The following is a 16,135-nucleotide window of genomic DNA, read 5'->3' as shown; positions in this document are numbered from 1 at the left end:
CAGAAGCAAAGTTATCTGGCCATCGCCTTTCTCCCCGCCACCATCAGCGTGGGGAACGAGATCCGCAGTTCGCCGTTCTCCTCCCGCGGCGCGAGGCCGCCGGAGTCGATCCCCCGCAGCGCCTCCTCCCGGTAGAGGGCGCGGAGCAGCTCGTCGTCGCCCGGCCTCGGGAACGAGGAGGCGAGGAGCGATTCGATGCCGACGTCGAGGCGGTAGAATCCCATCCGCACCGCCTCCAGGCCGACCTCGGCGGCCATCGGCTCGAAGCTCTCCAGCGGGATCACGCGGGAGTGGGAGGGATCGCGGAACCGCTCGAAGCGGTCGTAGGCCTCGGCCTGCTCCAGCGGGACCGAGGCGTCGATGACCAGCACCGTCCCGCCCGGGCGACAGACGCGGACCATCTCCCGCCAGGCCCGCTCGGGCTCGGTGAGGTGGTGGAACGAGTAGCGGGTGACGACCATCGAGAACGTGCCGTCGGCGAAGGGGAGCGCCTCGGCGTCGCCGACCTCCCACGCCACGTTCCGCGCCCCGCGCGCCGCCTCGGTCCGCCGGGCCTCGGCGATCATCGCCGGGGTGAGGTCGATCCCCGTGACCCGGCCCGCCCGCGCCGCGAAGGCGCAGGTGACCAGCCCCGGCCCGCAGGCGACGTCGAGGACCTCGTCCCCCGGGCCGACGCCGGAGAAGTCGAGGATCTTCGCGAAGATTTCCGCATCGGAGTGCTCGGGCCGGGCGGCGAAGGGACCGGCCTGTTTCGTGAACTGTTCGAGGATCTCCGCCCGATGGGCCGAGGCGGCGGCAGAAAGGTTTGTCATCGCTCCATCTTCCCATTTTCCGAACGGGTCCGCTTTCGTCTTTCGGCCATTCTTTTGCTTTTTCCGGCCAAACAGGGTTGAATGGGGATTCCGCTCCATGCCCCACCCCTCCCTTTCCACCGCCGCCACCGCCCGGGAACTCCGCCGCCTCGGCCTCGTCCAGGCGCAGGCCCCCGCCTTCTCCTTCGCCGACGGGACGGGGAAAGAGCCGCGCACCCTCGCCTACGGCTGGCACCGGCACGCAAACCACCAGCTCCTCTACGCCTTCCACGGCACCGTCCGGCTCGAGACCGCCGAGGAGGTCTGGCTCCTTCCGCCCCACCGGGCGGCATGGATTCCGGCCGGGGCCCGCCACCGGACGATCCTCGCGGGGGTCTCCCTCGGCAACGTCTACTTCGACCCGAAACGGTATCCCTCCCTCGGCGGGGAACGGAGCCGCATCCGGGTCTTCGCCGCGCCCCCCCTCCTGCGGGAGATGATCGGCTATTCGCTCCGCTGGACGAACAAGCCCCGGCGGGCCGAGGAACGGCGCTACGCCGCCGATTTCTTCGCCACCCTCGCCCAGCTCTGCCGCACCCTCTGCGCCGAGCCCCGCCTTCCCTACTCCCTGCCCCGGATCGGCCCCGACCGCCTCCGGGCGGCGGCGGAACAGGCGCTCTCCACCCCCGGCGCGGCGGCCCTCGCCGACGTCGCGCGGGCCGCCGCCCTTTCGGAACGGACCTTCCGCCGCCGCTTTCACGAGGCGGCGGGGATGACGTGGCGGGAATACGCCCTCCGGGCGCGCCTCCTGCTGGCGATGGAGAAACTGGCGGGAGGAAAGGAGAACGTGACCGAGACCGCCCTCGCCGTCGGGTTCAACAGCCTCAGCGCATTCGGCAAGGCCTTCGCCGGCTTCACGGGAGAGACGCCGAATGCGTTCCGGCTCCGCTCCCTCAGCTCTCCCGCCGATCCCGCTAGCCCTGCTTCTTCTGGCACGCGGGACAGAGGCCGTAGAAGCCGAGCTCATGCCGCACCGAGGCGTAGCCGAGGCGGGAAGTGACTTCGGCCTCCATGGCCCGTCCGGGGCAGTCGAGGCCGGTCGGCTCGACTTTGCCGCAGCCGACGCAGAGGACGTAATCGTTGTGGCGGCCCGCCTCGGCGAGGACGTAGTAGGGGGTCCGCTCGTGAAGCCAGATGCGGCGGACGACGCCGATCTCCTCGAGCTTCTGCAGGACACGGAAGACCGTCGCCGGATCGCACTGCTCGGCGATGCCCGGGGCCTCGGCGACGGAGGAGAGGGTTACCGGGGTGCCGCGCCGGTCGAGGAAGGCGAGGATCGTGTCCCGGGCCACCGTCTTCCGCAATCCCGCCCGGCGGCAGGCCTCGACGGCGGCGCTGTAACGGTCGGAGGCCTTCGCCTCCCCTTTTGCATCGGTCCTTGCCTCTCCCTTCACCGAGGTGACGGCGAGGCCGAGGTGGGTCTCCCCGTCCCCGGCGCAGCCGCAGCCGCACGACGAGAGGAGGGAGGGCGGAGCGGAACGCTTCTTCATGGACCGTCGGCTTCCCTTATTTTCCATTGGCCGCCGAGGGGCGGCGCGCCATCGCGATCTTGCTGTTCGCCGCCATCGGATAGAGGCCGGGGCAGCAGCCGATGATCTCGACGAAGGCGCTGTTGAAGGCGCTGAGCGAGGTGTAGCCGACCTCGAAGGCGACCTCGGTCACCGTCTTCCCCGCGCCCCCCTTGCCGCCGTTGCGGAGGAGCTCCGCCGCCCGCTCGATGCGGACGCCGCGCAGGTATTGGGGGAGGGTCATCCCGACGGCCTGGGAGAACGTCCGGCTGAGGTAGAAGGTGCTGCAGCCGACCTCCTTCGCCAGCATCTCGAGGGTCGGCGGGTTTTCGAGGTCGCGCTTCAGGAGGAAACAGACCCGGTCGATCCGTTCCCGCATCTGCCGCTTGCGCCGCTCGCAGAAGAGTTCCGGCTCCCCCTCGGCCTTGAAGAGGATCTGCCCCATTACCTCGGCGACCTTCGCCGGGTACCACAGGGGCCGGGCGGCGGGCGGGACCGGGGGCTCCAGGAGCTGCTCCCGCAGGGCGAGGAGGGCGGTGGGGAGGGGGAAGATCTCAAGGAGCGGGACCGACTCCTCCGGGGCGTCGAGGAAGCGGTGGACGTCGTCCCGGAGCCCGGCGCGGAGTTCCGGCGTCCCGAGGGCGGTCCCCATGAACCCGGCCGAGAGCTCGATCGTCACGAAGCGGTGCCGCATCCCGGGAAGACGCTGCGCCTTCAGCCGCTCCTTCCCCGTCGTGTAGAGGGCGGCCTGCCGGGCGGCGAGCGGCTGCATTTCCTTCCCCGCCCCGTTCATCCCGAAGCGGGCCTCGCCCGAGAAATTGAGGCAGATTTCGAGGCTCGGCGCGTGGAAGCTCCGGCTCCAGTCGAACGGCTTCTCGGTCTCGAAGTCGTGCCACTCGACGCTCATCCCCTCCCCCGGGAAACTGCCGTAAAGCGGCCGCCAGCTCCCCTCGATGGGACGCCACGCCGCCGCTTCCTCCGCATGGGCGAGGTCGGGGGGGATGGGGGAAAGGGTCTCGGGCGGCATGGCGATGACGGTCGAAAACGGGTCGGAAACAAACCTAACACGTTTCAGCCAAACTACAGGGTGAGGGCAAAATAGGGAAGACCAAGGTTGTCCTGGTTATGCTCGGAATTGTCATCCTTTACCCTGGGAAGCGGGCGCGGCGCAGGGGGGAAGGCAAGGACAAGAAAGGCGGGATTTTGGCCAAGGAGCCGCAAGACCGCCGCCGGGGAACGGCCCACGATGGAGCCCTATGAACAGCCTCGGTTTCCTCTCTTTGGCGCTTCTGGCGGGAATGATGTTGCCCCTGCAGGGCGGCATCAACAATCCGCTGAAGCAAACCTTCGGCTCCTCCCTCATCCCGGCCTTCGTCACCTTCTCCGTCGGCTCCCTTTTCCTTCTCCTCTACGCCGTCGTCACCCGGGTGGCGATGCCCGAGGCGCGGCTGATCGCCCGGATCCCGTGGTGGAACTGGATCGGCGGCGGCCTCTGCGGCGCGATCTTCATCAGCCTCATGATCGGCCTCTGCACCCGCCTCGGCGCGGGGACCCTCTTCGCCCTCATCGTGGCGGGGGAGATGGTGATGTCGCTCACTCTCGACCACTTCGGGTGGCTCGGCTTCGCCTCCCACGCCGCCACGCCCGGACGGCTCGCCGGGGTCGTCCTCCTCATCGGCGGCATTTATCTGATCGAACATGCCTGAACTCCTTCCCCCCCAAACCTCCAACCCTCCCCCGACCATGCCCCTCCTTCCTTCCTCCCCGAAGTCCCTCCCCGGCCATCCCGGCGTCCTCGCCTGGGTGCGGGAGATGGAGACCCTCTGCCGTCCCGCCGCCGTCCATTGGTGCGACGGCGGCGAGGCTGAAAAGAAGAGCCTCACCGAACTCGCCGTCGCCGCCGGAATCCTCATCCCGCTCAACGCGAAGCGGTGGCCCGGCTGCTACCTCCACCGCTCCCACCCGGGCGACGTCGCCCGCGTCGAGGAGCGGACCTTCATCTGCACCCGGACGCGGCAGGAGGCGGGGCCGACCAACCACTGGACCGCGCCCGACGCCATGTACCAGCGCCTCCACAAGCTCTGCGAGGGTGGCATGGCGGGACGGACGATGTACGTCGTCCCCTACCTCATGGGGCCGCCGGGATCGGCGCTGACGAAGGTCGGCGTCGAGGTCACCGATTCGATCTACGTCGCCCTCAGCATGGGGATCATGACCCGGATGGGAGCGGTGGCGTGGCAGCACCTGGCGCAGCTCGGCAAGACGGGGACCTTCACGAAGGGCCTCCACTGCACCCTCGGCGTCGATGCGGAGCGGCGCTACATCGCCCACTTCCCGCAGGACAACGCGATCATCTCCACCGGCTCGAATTACGGCGGCAACGTCCTCCTGGGGAAGAAGTGCCTCGCCCTCCGCCTCGGCTCCTTCCTGGGCCGGGACGAGGGGTGGATGGCCGAACACATGCTGATCCTCGGCGTCGAGTCGCCCGAGGGGGAGAAAGCCTACGTCGCCGCCGCCTTCCCGAGCGCCTGCGGCAAGACGAACTTCGCCATGATGGTCCCGCCGAAGCGGTTCCGGGGCTGGAAGGTGACCACCGTCGGAGACGACATCGCCTGGATGCGGCCCGGCACCGACGGGCGGCTCTACGCCGTCAATCCCGAGGCGGGCTACTTCGGCGTCGTCCCGGGGACGAACTACCAGTCGAACCCGAACGCGATGATCTCGATGTCCCGCGACACGATCTTCACCAACGTCGCCCTCACGCCCGATGGCGATCCTTGGTGGGAGGGGAAGGACGGGGAGCCCCCCGCCCGGGCGATCGACTGGAAGGGGAAACCGTGGACTCCCGCCTCGAAGGAAAAGGCGGCCCATCCGAACAGCCGCTTCGCCGCGCCGATGCGGAACAATCCCGCCCTCGATCCCGGGGTCGACCGGCCCGAGGGGGTCCCGATCAGCGCCATCGTCTTCGGCGGCCGACGCGCCACCACGATGCCCCTCGTCTTCCAGACCTTCAACTGGATCCACGGCGTCTACGTCGGCGCGACGATGGGCTCGGAGACGACCGCCGCCGCCGGCGGCCAGACCGGCGTGGTGCGGCGCGACCCGATGGCGATGCTCCCCTTCTGCGGCTACAACATGGGGGACTACTTCACCCACTGGCTCCGCATGAGGAAGCTGCTCCGGAACCCGCCGAAAATTTTCCACGTGAACTGGTTCCGCCGCGATGCCGACGGGGACGGCGCCTTCCTCTGGCCCGGTTTCGGGGAGAACATGCGGGTCCTGAAATGGATCGTCGACCGCTGCCAGGGCCGCGTCCCCGCGCTGGAGACCCCCCTCGGCTGGATGCCCGAGGCGAAGGACATCGACATGAAGGGGCTGACGAAGGAGGACAACGACCGCCTCGCCCGCTCCCTCGCGATCGACATCGAGGGCTGGAAGAACGAGGTGATGCTCCAGGACGAGCTCTTCCTGAAGCTCTACGCCGACCTCCCGAAGGAGCTTATCTTCCAGCGGGAACTTTTGATTTCGCGGCTTTAGCGGCCTTGGCCGGGGCCGGTTTCAGGAGCCTCTCCCGGTACGCGCTGGGGGAGGCCCCCGCGATCTTGCGGAAGACCCGGTTGAAGTGGCCGAGGGAGCCGAAGCCGCACTCGAAGGCGATCTCGCTCACCCGGAGGTTCGGGTTCACGAGGAGGTTCCGCGCCTTCTCGACCCGGGTCCGGGAAAGGTACTCGGTGAAGGTCAGCCCCGTCGCCTTGCGGAAGAGCTTGCAGAAATAAAAGGTGCTGACGTTGAGCGCCTTCGCCATCTCGTCGAGGGAGAGGTCGTCCCCGCTCCGGTCGGCGATGAGGCGTTTCGCCTTCGTCACCATCGGCGATTCCTCCTGCGTCTTGCGGATGAGGAGCTGGTTCGCGAAGGCCGAGAGGTGCTGGGCGAAGATCTCGAGCAGCCGGATCATCGCCCCGTATTGCTCGGGAGAGAGAACCTTGCCGTGGAAATAGGCATCCTCCAACCGGCGGAGGTCGACCTCGACGCCCCACTCGATCAACTGGCGGCAGACCCGGGAGAACCCCGCCCGGCTCGGCTTCCCCAACGCCACCTGCCCCGTCTGGAGGAACCCGATCACCTCGGTCCCCACGCGGAGCGGCACGGCGGTATCGGAAAGTCCGGCGAAACAGGTGACCGTCGCCGATTTCTCCCCCGCCTGCGCGCCGTCGGTCATCTTCTGCTGCACCTCCAGGCAGGCGGCGCAGCTCCGGCTCGACTGGGCGAGGAGGAGGCAGAACGGGTTCTGGTTCTTCTTCCCCTCCATCGCATGCCGCCAGATCTCGTGCGGACGAAGGGCCAGGGGGAGCCGCGTGGCGTCGCTGAACGCCGCCTCGTAGTCCCGATAGATCCGGGATTCGGAAAGCTGCTGAAGGATTTCGGTGGGCTTCAGCATCTCCCTGCACGATACCACGGAGGTCAAGACAAGATCGGCCCTCTTTTGACCAACCGATGCGGAGCAGGGCGCGCCCGCAGGCGTAGGCTGGAACCAAGGAACACCACCATGAAAACCAACCTGAAATCGCGCAACGCCCCCGCCCTCGTCCCCCTTCCCTACCAGGCGGAGGAAAGCGAGGACATCATGGGCCTCGTCCGGGAACTGATCGACGGCGACCAACCCGGCCTCCTCTCGACCGTCGACGAGCAAGGCTTCCCCCGGACGCGCTGGATGTCGACCCTCGCCTGCCAGGACTTCCCCTATCTCTACACGCTGACGGCCCCCTCCAGCCGCAAGGTCGCCCAATTGCAGGCCCGGCCCCGGGTCAGCTGGACCTTCTTCAACCGCGACCTCACCCTCGTCGTGAACCTCACCGGCCGGGCCACCGTCCTCACCGATGCGAAGACCGTGAAACGGGTCTGGAACCAGGTGCGGGACAAGCATCACGCCTACTTCCTCCAGAACTGCGCCGAAGGCCCCTCCACCGCCGTCATCTGCACGCGGGTCGAGCGCGTCGAGTGCACCACGCCGCAGAACTACATGCATTTCCAGATCAACCCCGAGGAAATCAAGGAAGACTAGCTCTTCCTCCTCCCACCCCGGAGAAACCACTATGAACACCCCCCTCTCCCCCCTCGCCGCTTACCTCAACACCGAAGGCCCCCGGCACCACTCCCTCCACCCCGCGGCCCTCGACCACCCCGGCCCCGTCATCACCCTCTCCCGGGAGGAAGGAGCGGGCGGCGAGGCCATCGCCCGCCTGGCCGGGACGATCCTCAGCGAACGGGGCCCCCACCCCCGGCCCTGGCTCGTCTTCGACGACGAGCTCGCCGCCCGGATCGTCCGCGACCATCACCTCCCCGACCGGATCCGCGCCTTCCTGACCGACGAGCAGACCTCGGCCATCGATGACATCGTCGAGGAACTCGTCGGCCTCCATCCCGACCGTTTCCTCCTCGTTCAAAAGATGATCGAGACGATCCTCGGCCTTGCGAAGATCGGCCGCGCGATCTTCGTCGGCCGGGCCTCCCACATCGTCCTGATGGGGATGCCGGAGGCGCGGCACATCCGCATCGTCGGCACCCTCGAGGAGCGGGCGAAACGGCTGGCCGATCCCTCCGCCCTCCCCGGCCTCAGTCCCCTCTCCCTCGCCGAGGCCCGCGCCCGGGCGAAGAAGATCGACCGCGCCCGGATGCGCTTCATCGGCCATTACTTCCACCGCGACATCGACGACCCGCACGGCTACGACATGACGCTGAACACCGACCGCCTCTCCCTCGAGGAGGCCGCCCGCATGGTCGCCGCGCTGGTCCCGGACTCGACGGTGCCATTCCTGTGACGGCGCGCTAAAGCGGTTGCAGTCCCCGGGCCCCTCGTCTACCGATGAGGGCGCATGACCGAGCCCACGCCCTCGCCCGACGCGCCCCGCCCCTCGTTCCGCGAGGCCTCGCGCTTCTGGCTGAAGCTCGGCCTCGTCAGCTTCGGCGGCCCCTCGGGGCAGATCGCCCTGATGCACGCCGAAGTCGTCGAGCGGAAGAAATGGGTCACGGAGGAGCAATTCCTCGCCGGGCTCAATTACTGCATGCTCCTCCCCGGCCCCGAGGCGCACAAGCTGGCCATCTACCTCGGCTGGCTCCTCCACCGGACGCGGGGCGGCCTCGTCGCCGGGATCGGCTTCGTCCTCCCCGCCGCCGTCCTGCTCTGGGCGTTGAGCTGGCTCTACGTCGCCTATGGCACCGTCCCCGCGCTCGCCGGGCTCTTCCACGGGCTGAAGCCGGCCGTCGCCGCCCTCGTCGTCGCCGCCCTCCTGCGGATCGGAGGGAAGGCGCTGCGGAGTCCCGCCGCCCATGCCGTCGCCGCCGCCGCGTTCCTCGCCCTCTTCGCCTTCCATCTTCCGTTCCCGCTCGTCCTCGGCGAGGCGGCGTTGGCCGGCTTCGCGGCGGGGCGGGGCGGCCGGAGTTGGTTCCTGCTGAAGGCCGCGCCCGGACCTGCCGCGCCGTCCGTTCCCCCCTCCTGGCAAGGGGAGGGCCGCCGCCTCATGCGCGTCGGCGGCCTCGGCCTGCTCGCCTGGCTCGCCCCCGTCGCCCTGCTGGCGTGGGCGCTGGGGCCGGGACAGACGCTGGTCCGGGAAGGATGGTTCTTCGCGAAAGCCTCCCTCATCGGCTTCGGCGGGGCCTACGCCGTCCTCCCCTACGTGGGACAGCAGGCCGTCGAGCACTTCGGCTGGCTCCAGCCCGGACAGATGATCGACGGCCTCGGCCTCGCCGAGACGACGCCCGGGCCGCTCGTCATCGCCCTCGAATTCGTCGGATTCCTCGGCGCATGGAACCAGCCGGGAACCCTCCCCCCCCTCCTCGCCGCCACCCTCGGGGCCGGACTCACCGCCTGGATGACCTTCGTCCCGAGTTTCGTCTGGATCTTCCTCGGCGCCCCCCATGTCGCGCGGCTCTCCGCCGACCGCCGCACCGCCTCGATCCTCGGTGCCGTAACCGCCGCAGTCGTTGGCGTCATCCTGAACCTCGCCGTCTGGTTCGCGCTCCACACCTTCTTCCCCGAGGCACGGGGCGGGAAGATCGACCTCTTCGCCATCGGAGTCGCCGTGGCCGCATTCATCGCACTGGTCCCCGGAAAAAGAAATCCCATGGCCGTGATCGCCGCCGCAGCAGCGGCAGGCCTCATGTGGGAAGTATTCAACCCCTAAGCGCCCCTCTCACAATAGGAGTCAGGGCGTATTGGCCCCGTCTCTCCCTATCGCTCGTACCCTCGGGCGCTCCAGGAACCATCCGATTTTAATCCAGTTCGGAAATAAGGCGCCGCCCAAGCGCGTCCGCCTAGCTAAGGCCCTCCGAAGGGGAGGTTCCAGGAGGGGCAAAGCCCCTCTTGGGCTATAAAGCGGATCGCCTCCAGCTGTACAGGGTCGACCCCGCCCGCCCCAACGGGCGCTCCGCCCCCTACTCCCCCTCAAAACTCAAACTCTCAAAAATCGTCGAGACATGCTTCACCTTATTCCACGTCTCGAGCAACAGATCGGGCCAGCGGGGAGCCAGATTGTTCACTCCCTCGCGATAAACGAGCCACTCCGGCGATTCGCCGGGGTTCCACTCGGGCGGGAAGTAGGTCCCCGAGGCCCCGAGGCGGAAGAGGTGGACGATCTGGTCGGCGAGGGAGATCATCGCCGCCTCCTCGACGGGGCCCGGGCTGTAGCTCCACGAGTGGTGAAGCCGGATCGCCTCGTAGAGCGAGGGCGGGAGGCCCTGCTGCTGAAGGTACCACGCCCCGATGCTGGCATGGTTCAGCCCGGCGATCTCAATCTCGACGGGGGAGATCTCGCACTGCTTCTCCGCCGTCTCGGTGAGGATCTTCTTGAAAATATCGGGGGCGAGGAGGGCGAGGGCGAGCTTGCCGATGTCGTGGAAGAGCCCCATGACGTAATAAGCCTCGTCGGTCATCCGGGGCTGGCGCATGTAACCCGAGAGATGCTGGAGGACGATCGCCACGGCGACCTCGTGGAGCCAGAAGTCGCGCCACGTCAGCAGATGTTCCGGGATCGGGGCCGTCGCCTCGATGAGGCGGGCGGTGAGGATCGCGTTGCGGACCTGGTTGAGCCCCAGGAAGAGGACCGCCTCGTCGATGTGGAGGATCGGCTCGACCGGGGCGTAGAAGGCCGAGTTCGAGAGCCGGAGGATCTTCACCGTCAGGCTCTGGTCGGCGCGGATCAGGGCGGTGATTTCCTGCACCGTCGTCCGGGGGTTCCCGGTGAGGTGCTGCAGCTGCTTCACGATCACGCCGAGGGAGGGGAGGACCTGGCTCGCCTTCGGGTCGGAAATCAGCTCGTAAATGGGGGGCTGGCCGGGGGTCGCCTCGCTCGGGGGCTGAATCGGGGGCTGGGATGCCGTTTTTTCCATCGGAAATACGCTAAAGCCTTGCGATGCAGTTTCAGGAAGCAGACGGGGCTTCGGTGACCGAAACCATGTACGAAACGGAAGAGCCCGTCTAGCATTTAAAGAGCCCGGGCGGCGTCAGCCGAATGAAGCACATCGCGCCGGACAGAGCCCGTCCATCTTCCCTGTTGAACGGGTCCGAACTCCCCCCGATGCCTAGGTAGAAAAAGAGAAAGATTCGCGTATTCCCGATTTTACTAGAACTACGCAAACGAGGTATGCTAAGTGCTTCCCTCAGTAACCGTCGCCGAACATTCAAAAACGGAAGCCTTGCCTGTGCATATCATATCGACCTTCGCCCGAGCCGCCGCCAGAGAAGTCTTCGCCACGATGTTGAACATCGAGGTGGCGGCCAATGAGACGGAGGACGACATCGCCAAACCGCCGATCGAGATCTCCGGCGTCAGCGGCGGCGTCAGCTTCACCGGCAAGATGACCGGCATCCTCTACCTCAACCTCACCGACGGCCTCGCGAAGGCCGCCGCGAACCGCATCCTGGGAGACGATCCCAACCGCCCCGCCGACGAGGTCAACGACGTCGTGGGCGAGCTCACCAACATGGTGACCGGCAACCTCAAGTCGAAGATGGCCGACCGCGGATTCAACTGCGCCCTCAGCATCCCCACCGTCCTCCGGGGCCTGAAGGTCAGCGTCGACAACCTGCAATCCCCGCTCTCCCTGACCAGCTCTTTCAACGTGCCCGAAATCAACGAGACGTTGAACATTTGCATTTTTGCCCGTTTAGAGGAATAAGACTACCATGGCCCAGCCCAAGATCCTGAGCGTCGACGACAGTAAGATGATCCACATGGTCATCGGTCGCGCCTTCAAAAATTACAACGTCGATCTCTCCTTCGCCAGCAACGGCGTCGAGGGCCTCGCGGTCGCGACCCGGGAAAACCCGGACCTGATCATCCTCGACGTCACGATGCCCGTCATGGACGGCGTCGAGACGCTCAGCAAGCTCAAGGCCGACCCCGTCCTGAAGGAAATCCCCGTCATCATGCTGACGGCCGAAGCCGGCAAGGAAAACGTCGTGAAGATCGCCCGCATGGGCATCCGCGACTACATCATCAAGCCCTTCACCGAGCAGGTCCTCCTGGAGCGCGTCGGCCGCGTCCTCGACCTCCAGCCCAAGGGCTCCGGCGAGAACCGCAACAAGACCCTCGAGGACACCGCGAACATCCTCGTCGTCGACGACAAGCCCGCGATCATCGACCAGGTCCGCTCCGCCTTCTCCAGCACCTCCTGGCGCGTCACCAGCGCCGCGCAGTGCGGCGAGGCGATCGACCTCTCCTCGAAGGAAGTCCCCGACGTCATCCTCATCAACCTCTCCCTCCCCGAGGGCGCGGCGTTCAACTTCTTCCAGATGATGCGCGCCAACACGAAGACCAAGTCGGTCCCCGTCTTCGGCATGAGCGTGAAGACCGCCACCGAGGAGCAGAACCGGGCGCAGTCCATCGGCTTCAACGGCGTCATCACGAAGCCGATCGACCCGTCGGAACTCTTCTACCGCGTCTGCCGCGCGATGAACGTCGACACCTCCAGCCGCTACTTCTTCGTCGCCGGCGGCATCCAGGTCTGCAAGATCCCGAACAACCCCTCGCAGATCATCGCCACCGAGCTCGCGAACTACATCTCCCCCAAGACCCGGGAAATGGTCGATTCCGGCCTCAACAAGCTCCTGATCGACGCCAGCGAAGTCCAGCGGATCGAGATGACGATCATCAAGCTCCTCCTCCAGATCGTCCAGTCGTGCCGCGAGCTGAGCATCAAGTTCCGCGTCATCGGTTCCAGTGAATTCACCGGCCAGGCCCGGGCGTTCGAAGAAACTAAAGATCTCGAAGTTTTTGCCGATAAGGAATCTGCGCTGATCGGATTTTAGTTGATTCCAAAAGATTGCGGGCGGATGGAGCCACCCCAAAGCAGGAATCCCTAGGCCTCCGCTTGGCGCGCAAGCGCCATGAAACGCAATATCTCTGTAAGTGGTTCGCCCCGAATGATTCGGGCGCAACCCCGGCATCCCTTCCCCAGCCCCATCCTGGCGCTGGCCTGGAGTGCGTTTACCCTGAGCCTCCTCCTCCCCTCCCCCGGGGCGTCGGCCTCCGATATTCCCTACGCCGACGTCGACCAGACCGTCTTTTCCCCGAATTCCCCCCAGGCGACCCACTTCCTCTCCAATCCCGTCGCCATGCGCGCCGGGGTCCGCGGCGGCGGCGACCCGAAGGACATGATGGCGAGCTCCAACGAAGTCGCCCTCCCCCCCCTCCCTGACGCCCTCCGGCCCCTCGGACCGGCGAAGGTCGCCCCCGCCCCCCGGACCGAATCGATCATCGCCGAGCTTCCCGCCGCCCACGGCCTCGGCATGGAACCCGTTCCCTCCAAGGCAAAGGAGCACGCCGGCAATGACGGCGGCGACCTCCCCGAAGCCGACGTCGTCCAGGAGACGCCCGCCCCGAAGCCCGCCTCCAACGCCTTCCTCGACTGGGTCCGCGCCCATCGGGACGCCGAGGAACTGGCCAAGCAGCAGCGCGGCCAATACAACGCCGACGGCTCCCCCGCCTCCGACGCCAAGACCAAGGGCAAAGCCCGGGAAGAAGACGGCACCGACGGCGACGGCGACGACCTCCTCCTCCACATCCGCTACCCCTACACGTGGAACCAGGAGGCCCCCTCGGGCCACGGCAGCTCCGTCATCTACACCGTCCCGCAGCGGTAGGCACGCGCCTCCGGTCGAGAGCGAAGAGGTAGACATCGAGGGGAGGGAACGGTACCGTGCGAGGCAAGATGGTGATCCTCCGCGCCGCCCTGCTCCTCCTCCTCACCCTCGGGCTCACCCTCCCGTCGACGCTGCCGCTCCACGCCGACGACAACGACTTCAACCCCGGCATCGCCACGCCGAACGAAGTCCTCGCCCAGGCCCGCCGCTGCGCCGACCGGGGGGACTACGCCATCGCGATCCAGCTCATCGAGCGTTTCATGCGGGTCCCCGGCGTCGACCGGCCCGCCCTCGCCGAGGCCGTCTTCCTCCGGGCGAAGATCGCCCAGAAGATCGACGAGCCGACCGCCGCCCTCGTCTGGTACCGGCGCTACCTCTCCGAGTTCACCGACCAGATCGACGCCCCCCGCGCCATGTTCCAGTCCGGGGAGCTCTACAAGCAGCTCGGCGCCTACGACCGCGCCCGGGAAGCCTTCTACAAGACCCTCTCCTTCGCCATCAACAAGGCCTCGTCCCTCGACAAGTCGGACTTCTCCTCCTCCCTCCGCCTCTCCCAGGCCGCCACGTGGGAACTGGCCGAGACCGAGTACCTGGCGAACAACTGGGAACGGGCCGACGAGCTCTACGAGCGGTTCAAGAAGCAGAATCCCTCCCTCGAGAAGCTGATCCAGACCTCGAACTTCCGCCAGGCCGACATCGCCTTCCAGCTCCACAAGGTCCCCGACGCGATCGCGAAATACGAGACCGCCCTCGCCATCGCCCCCTTCCATCCCTTCGCCGCCGAGTCGTGGCTCCGCCTCGTCACCCTCTACGGCATCACGAAGGACAAGCCGAAGCAGACCGCCGCCCTCCAGTCGTTCATCTGGCTCGTCAACACGCTGGAGAAGGACGACCAGCTCTACTGGCAGCGCCGCTGCGCCGACCAGCTCCTCGCCGAATACAAGGGGAACCTCCTCGACCAGACGGCCCTCCTCGAGACGATCCTGAAGAACAAGGAGAATCCGGCCTGGGCGAAGATGCTCGATTTCTACCTCTCCCTCCTCGACCGCCAGGCGAGCGACCCGACGACGAACATCCCCCGCCCCTCCGCCGCCGCCAACGACGATTGGAACCGGTGGCTGGGCGACTTCCGCACCCGCCTCGGCGGCATCATCCAGCAGATCGAGGTGATGCGAAACACCGACACGACGCCCGCGCCCGCCCCCAGCGCCAGCCTCGGCTCGATCGGCGATACCGGTCCCGCCCGGGCCCCCTCGGCCCCGGCCTCGACTTCCACGGTCCTCGCCCCCCCCGCCGCCCCGGCGAAATAACCGCCGCCCCTACCGCTCCGGCGTAGGGAGGATATTGCCGGAGATCGTCACGTCGGCCCCGAGGCCGGAGACGTTGCAGAGCGCCCCGAGGCCGCTCTTCCCCTCGACCCGGTTGTTCACGATCAGGGCCTCGGTGAGGTGCGGGTCGCCGCAGAGATTCACGGCGCACCGCTTCTCCCCGGTGAAGAGGTTGTTGCTCAGCATCAGCCCCGAAACCGGCTGGTCCCCCTGCCCGAGGATGATCCCCTGCCCTCCCGGCCCGGCGAAGCGGAAGACGTTCCCGTCGATGAAGGTGTGGGTCAGCGGGTGGAGGACGTAGATGCCGACGCCGTCGGGCGGGATCTCGAAGGTGTTCCCGACGATCTGGCAGTTGTCGAGCGGCGTGGCGGCGGTATCGCCGTAGGCGGCCACGCCGCAGTTCCTCACCGTGTTGCCCGTCATCTTGAAATTCGGCTGGGTCGATTTCCCTCCCGCCGTGAACCAGTTCAGCCCCTGGGTCGCGAGGTGACCGTTCTCGTCGAGGCCGTCGAGGAGGTTCTCCTCGAAGAGAAGGTCGCGGTTCGCAAACGTCGTCTCCCCGAAGCCCGAGAGGCCGAGGAGAAGCTCCAGCGAGCGGGCCTCGCTCATCGCGTGGAGGTGGCAGCGGCGGACCGTATTCCCGAAGCCGTCGGCCCCCGGAGGCCGCCCGATGGCGACGTAGAAGGCCTCGGTCCCGGCGGTCTGGTTCCCGTTGTAGCCATGGATCATCTCGACCCCCTCGATCAGGCAGTGGGTCCCGTTGAGGCCGAGGGCCGTCGCGACGATCTTCGCCTTCGGAAGATTCGCCCCCGCCTTGCCCGGATTGCAGTCGAGCGTCACGTTCCGCAGCTCGAAACCGGCCAGCCCCCCGGGCCGGGCGAGGCCGCCCTGCAGCAGGCAATAGCTCGTCGCCTTTTCCTTCGCCTGCCTCGACAAGCCCGCATAGTCGGCGCGGAGGATCGTCCGCCCCTGCCCGGCCCCCTCGAATTTCCAGCCGTCCTTGAGCTCGACGCCGCAGAGCAACTCGCCCGCGCCGCAGAAGCGGGAGGCGGGTTCGATCGGGAAGGTCCCCTCGGCGAAGTGGACGCGGGTACTCTCGGGAAGCGCGGCGAGGAGGGCCTTCATCCTCGCCGCCGTCGATCCGTCGCAGGGGTCCTGCGCCGTCCCCCGGCCCGCCGCCTTGTCGGCGCGGATCGCGATCCAGACCTCCCCCGGAGGAGAGGCCGCCAACGCCCGGCCCGGAAGCAGGCCGAGGAGGAGGCAAGCGGCGGAGAGCGGAAGGAGGAAACGCCTCATCATCGCTCTCCC

The 16,135-nt window shown here is 67.4% G+C and carries 16 protein-coding genes; 10 read left to right on the top strand and 6 right to left on the bottom strand.

The genetic code is table 11. The features are described from left to right. Window positions 1–11: 11 nt before the first annotated feature. Window positions 12–812: a class I SAM-dependent methyltransferase gene (locus BLU04_RS06855; protein WP_157895176.1), complete on the bottom strand. Its 801-nt coding sequence runs from the start codon at window positions 810–812 to the stop codon at window positions 12–14. Between the two features lie 97 nt (window positions 813–909). Here BLU04_RS06855 and BLU04_RS06850 point away from each other — a divergent pair, with 97 nt between their 5' ends. Further along, window positions 910–1,851, top strand: coding sequence for a helix-turn-helix transcriptional regulator (locus tag BLU04_RS06850; protein ID WP_093283874.1), 942 nt, complete (start codon window positions 910–912; stop codon window positions 1,849–1,851). Here the strand turns inward: BLU04_RS06850 and BLU04_RS06845 are convergent. Then, window positions 1,766–2,341: a transcriptional repressor gene (locus BLU04_RS06845; protein ID WP_157895175.1), complete on the bottom strand. Its 576-nt coding sequence runs from the start codon at window positions 2,339–2,341 to the stop codon at window positions 1,766–1,768. The genes BLU04_RS06850 and BLU04_RS06845 overlap by 86 nt on opposite strands. A 16-nt stretch (window positions 2,342–2,357) precedes the next feature. Continuing rightward, window positions 2,358–3,386 (bottom strand): AraC family transcriptional regulator, encoded by a 1,029-nt coding sequence (locus BLU04_RS06840; protein WP_093283869.1) that lies wholly within the window; start codon window positions 3,384–3,386, stop codon window positions 2,358–2,360. A 229-nt stretch (window positions 3,387–3,615) separates the two neighbouring features. On the opposite strand from BLU04_RS06840, the gene BLU04_RS06835 reads away from it, so the two are divergent. Then, complete coding sequence (locus tag BLU04_RS06835) at window positions 3,616–4,065, top strand: DMT family transporter (RefSeq protein ID WP_093283866.1); 450 nt, start codon at window positions 3,616–3,618, stop codon at window positions 4,063–4,065. Between the two features lie 37 nt (window positions 4,066–4,102). Further along, a complete protein-coding gene (locus BLU04_RS06830) occupies window positions 4,103–5,896 on the top strand; it encodes a phosphoenolpyruvate carboxykinase (GTP) (protein WP_093283864.1) in 1,794 nt (597 codons plus the stop codon). Here the strand turns inward: BLU04_RS06830 and BLU04_RS06825 are convergent. Beyond that, a complete protein-coding gene (locus BLU04_RS06825; RefSeq protein ID WP_093283861.1) occupies window positions 5,859–6,797 on the bottom strand; it encodes a helix-turn-helix domain-containing protein in 939 nt (312 codons plus the stop codon). The genes BLU04_RS06830 and BLU04_RS06825 overlap by 38 nt on opposite strands. A 108-nt stretch (window positions 6,798–6,905) precedes the next feature. Here BLU04_RS06825 and BLU04_RS06820 point away from each other — a divergent pair, with 108 nt between their 5' ends. From BLU04_RS06820 to chrA, 3 genes are read left to right on the top strand one after another with little or no spacing between them, the layout of a single operon-like run. After that, window positions 6,906–7,421 (top strand): pyridoxamine 5'-phosphate oxidase family protein, encoded by a 516-nt coding sequence (locus BLU04_RS06820; protein ID WP_093283859.1) that lies wholly within the window; start codon window positions 6,906–6,908, stop codon window positions 7,419–7,421. A gap of 31 nt (window positions 7,422–7,452) precedes the next feature. Further along, window positions 7,453–8,178, top strand: a complete 726-nt coding sequence (locus BLU04_RS06815) for a cytidylate kinase-like family protein (RefSeq protein WP_093283856.1) — start codon at window positions 7,453–7,455, stop codon at window positions 8,176–8,178. A 54-nt stretch (window positions 8,179–8,232) separates the two neighbouring features. Then, a complete protein-coding gene (gene chrA / locus BLU04_RS06810) occupies window positions 8,233–9,540 on the top strand; it encodes a chromate efflux transporter (protein ID WP_093283854.1) in 1,308 nt (435 codons plus the stop codon). Between the two features lie 250 nt (window positions 9,541–9,790). Here chrA and BLU04_RS06805 read toward each other — a convergent pair whose 3' ends face one another. Beyond that, a complete protein-coding gene (locus tag BLU04_RS06805; protein ID WP_093283851.1) occupies window positions 9,791–10,744 on the bottom strand; it encodes an HDOD domain-containing protein in 954 nt (317 codons plus the stop codon). 312 nt (window positions 10,745–11,056) lie between these two features. Between BLU04_RS06805 and BLU04_RS06800 the strand changes: the two genes are divergently transcribed. From BLU04_RS06800 to BLU04_RS06785, 4 genes are all read left to right on the top strand, one after another. Next, window positions 11,057–11,533: a chemotaxis protein CheX gene (locus tag BLU04_RS06800; RefSeq protein ID WP_157895174.1), complete on the top strand. Its 477-nt coding sequence runs from the start codon at window positions 11,057–11,059 to the stop codon at window positions 11,531–11,533. 7 nt (window positions 11,534–11,540) lie between these two features. After that, on the top strand, window positions 11,541–12,665 hold the full coding sequence (locus BLU04_RS06795; protein WP_093283846.1) for a response regulator: 1,125 nt from the start codon (window positions 11,541–11,543) through the stop codon (window positions 12,663–12,665). 114 nt (window positions 12,666–12,779) lie between these two features. Then, on the top strand, window positions 12,780–13,499 hold the full coding sequence (locus BLU04_RS06790) for a hypothetical protein (protein ID WP_093283844.1): 720 nt from the start codon (window positions 12,780–12,782) through the stop codon (window positions 13,497–13,499). A 68-nt stretch (window positions 13,500–13,567) separates the two neighbouring features. Then, on the top strand, window positions 13,568–14,809 hold the full coding sequence (locus tag BLU04_RS06785) for a tetratricopeptide repeat protein (protein WP_093283841.1): 1,242 nt from the start codon (window positions 13,568–13,570) through the stop codon (window positions 14,807–14,809). A gap of 9 nt (window positions 14,810–14,818) precedes the next feature. Here BLU04_RS06785 and BLU04_RS06780 read toward each other — a convergent pair whose 3' ends face one another. After that, window positions 14,819–16,126, bottom strand: coding sequence for a hypothetical protein (locus BLU04_RS06780; protein WP_093283838.1), 1,308 nt, complete (start codon window positions 16,124–16,126; stop codon window positions 14,819–14,821). Window positions 16,127–16,135 lie beyond the last annotated feature (9 nt).

The sequence above is a fragment of the Verrucomicrobium sp. GAS474 genome, assembly GCF_900105685.1.
GTDB lineage: Bacteria > Verrucomicrobiota > Verrucomicrobiia > Methylacidiphilales > GAS474 > GAS474.
This window is presented reverse-complemented; position numbering and strand designations above follow the sequence as displayed.

Bases quoted from the DNA above. Each gene is read 5' to 3' on its own strand.
- BLU04_RS06830 (WP_093283864.1), top strand. From the start codon at position 4,103: ATGCCCCTCCTTCCTTCCTCCCCGAAGTCCCTCCCCGGCCATCCCGGC.
- BLU04_RS06795 (WP_093283846.1), top strand. From the start codon at position 11,541: ATGGCCCAGCCCAAGATCCTGAGCGTCGACGACAGTAAGATGATCCAC.
- BLU04_RS06835 (WP_093283866.1), top strand. From the start codon at position 3,616: ATGAACAGCCTCGGTTTCCTCTCTTTGGCGCTTCTGGCGGGAATGATG.
- BLU04_RS06820 (WP_093283859.1), top strand. From the start codon at position 6,906: ATGAAAACCAACCTGAAATCGCGCAACGCCCCCGCCCTCGTCCCCCTT.
- BLU04_RS06850 (WP_093283874.1), top strand. From the start codon at position 910: ATGCCCCACCCCTCCCTTTCCACCGCCGCCACCGCCCGGGAACTCCGC.
- BLU04_RS06845 (WP_157895175.1), bottom strand. From the start codon at position 2,341: ATGAAGAAGCGTTCCGCTCCGCCCTCCCTCCTCTCGTCGTGCGGCTGC.
- BLU04_RS06825 (WP_093283861.1), bottom strand. From the start codon at position 6,797: ATGCTGAAGCCCACCGAAATCCTTCAGCAGCTTTCCGAATCCCGGATC.
- BLU04_RS06815 (WP_093283856.1), top strand. From the start codon at position 7,453: ATGAACACCCCCCTCTCCCCCCTCGCCGCTTACCTCAACACCGAAGGC.
- chrA (WP_093283854.1), top strand. From the start codon at position 8,233: ATGACCGAGCCCACGCCCTCGCCCGACGCGCCCCGCCCCTCGTTCCGC.
- BLU04_RS06840 (WP_093283869.1), bottom strand. From the start codon at position 3,386: ATGCCGCCCGAGACCCTTTCCCCCATCCCCCCCGACCTCGCCCATGCG.
- BLU04_RS06780 (WP_093283838.1), bottom strand. From the start codon at position 16,126: ATGATGAGGCGTTTCCTCCTTCCGCTCTCCGCCGCTTGCCTCCTCCTC.
- BLU04_RS06805 (WP_093283851.1), bottom strand. From the start codon at position 10,744: ATGGAAAAAACGGCATCCCAGCCCCCGATTCAGCCCCCGAGCGAGGCG.
- BLU04_RS06785 (WP_093283841.1), top strand. From the start codon at position 13,568: ATGGTGATCCTCCGCGCCGCCCTGCTCCTCCTCCTCACCCTCGGGCTC.
- BLU04_RS06790 (WP_093283844.1), top strand. From the start codon at position 12,780: ATGATTCGGGCGCAACCCCGGCATCCCTTCCCCAGCCCCATCCTGGCG.
- BLU04_RS06855 (WP_157895176.1), bottom strand. From the start codon at position 812: ATGACAAACCTTTCTGCCGCCGCCTCGGCCCATCGGGCGGAGATCCTC.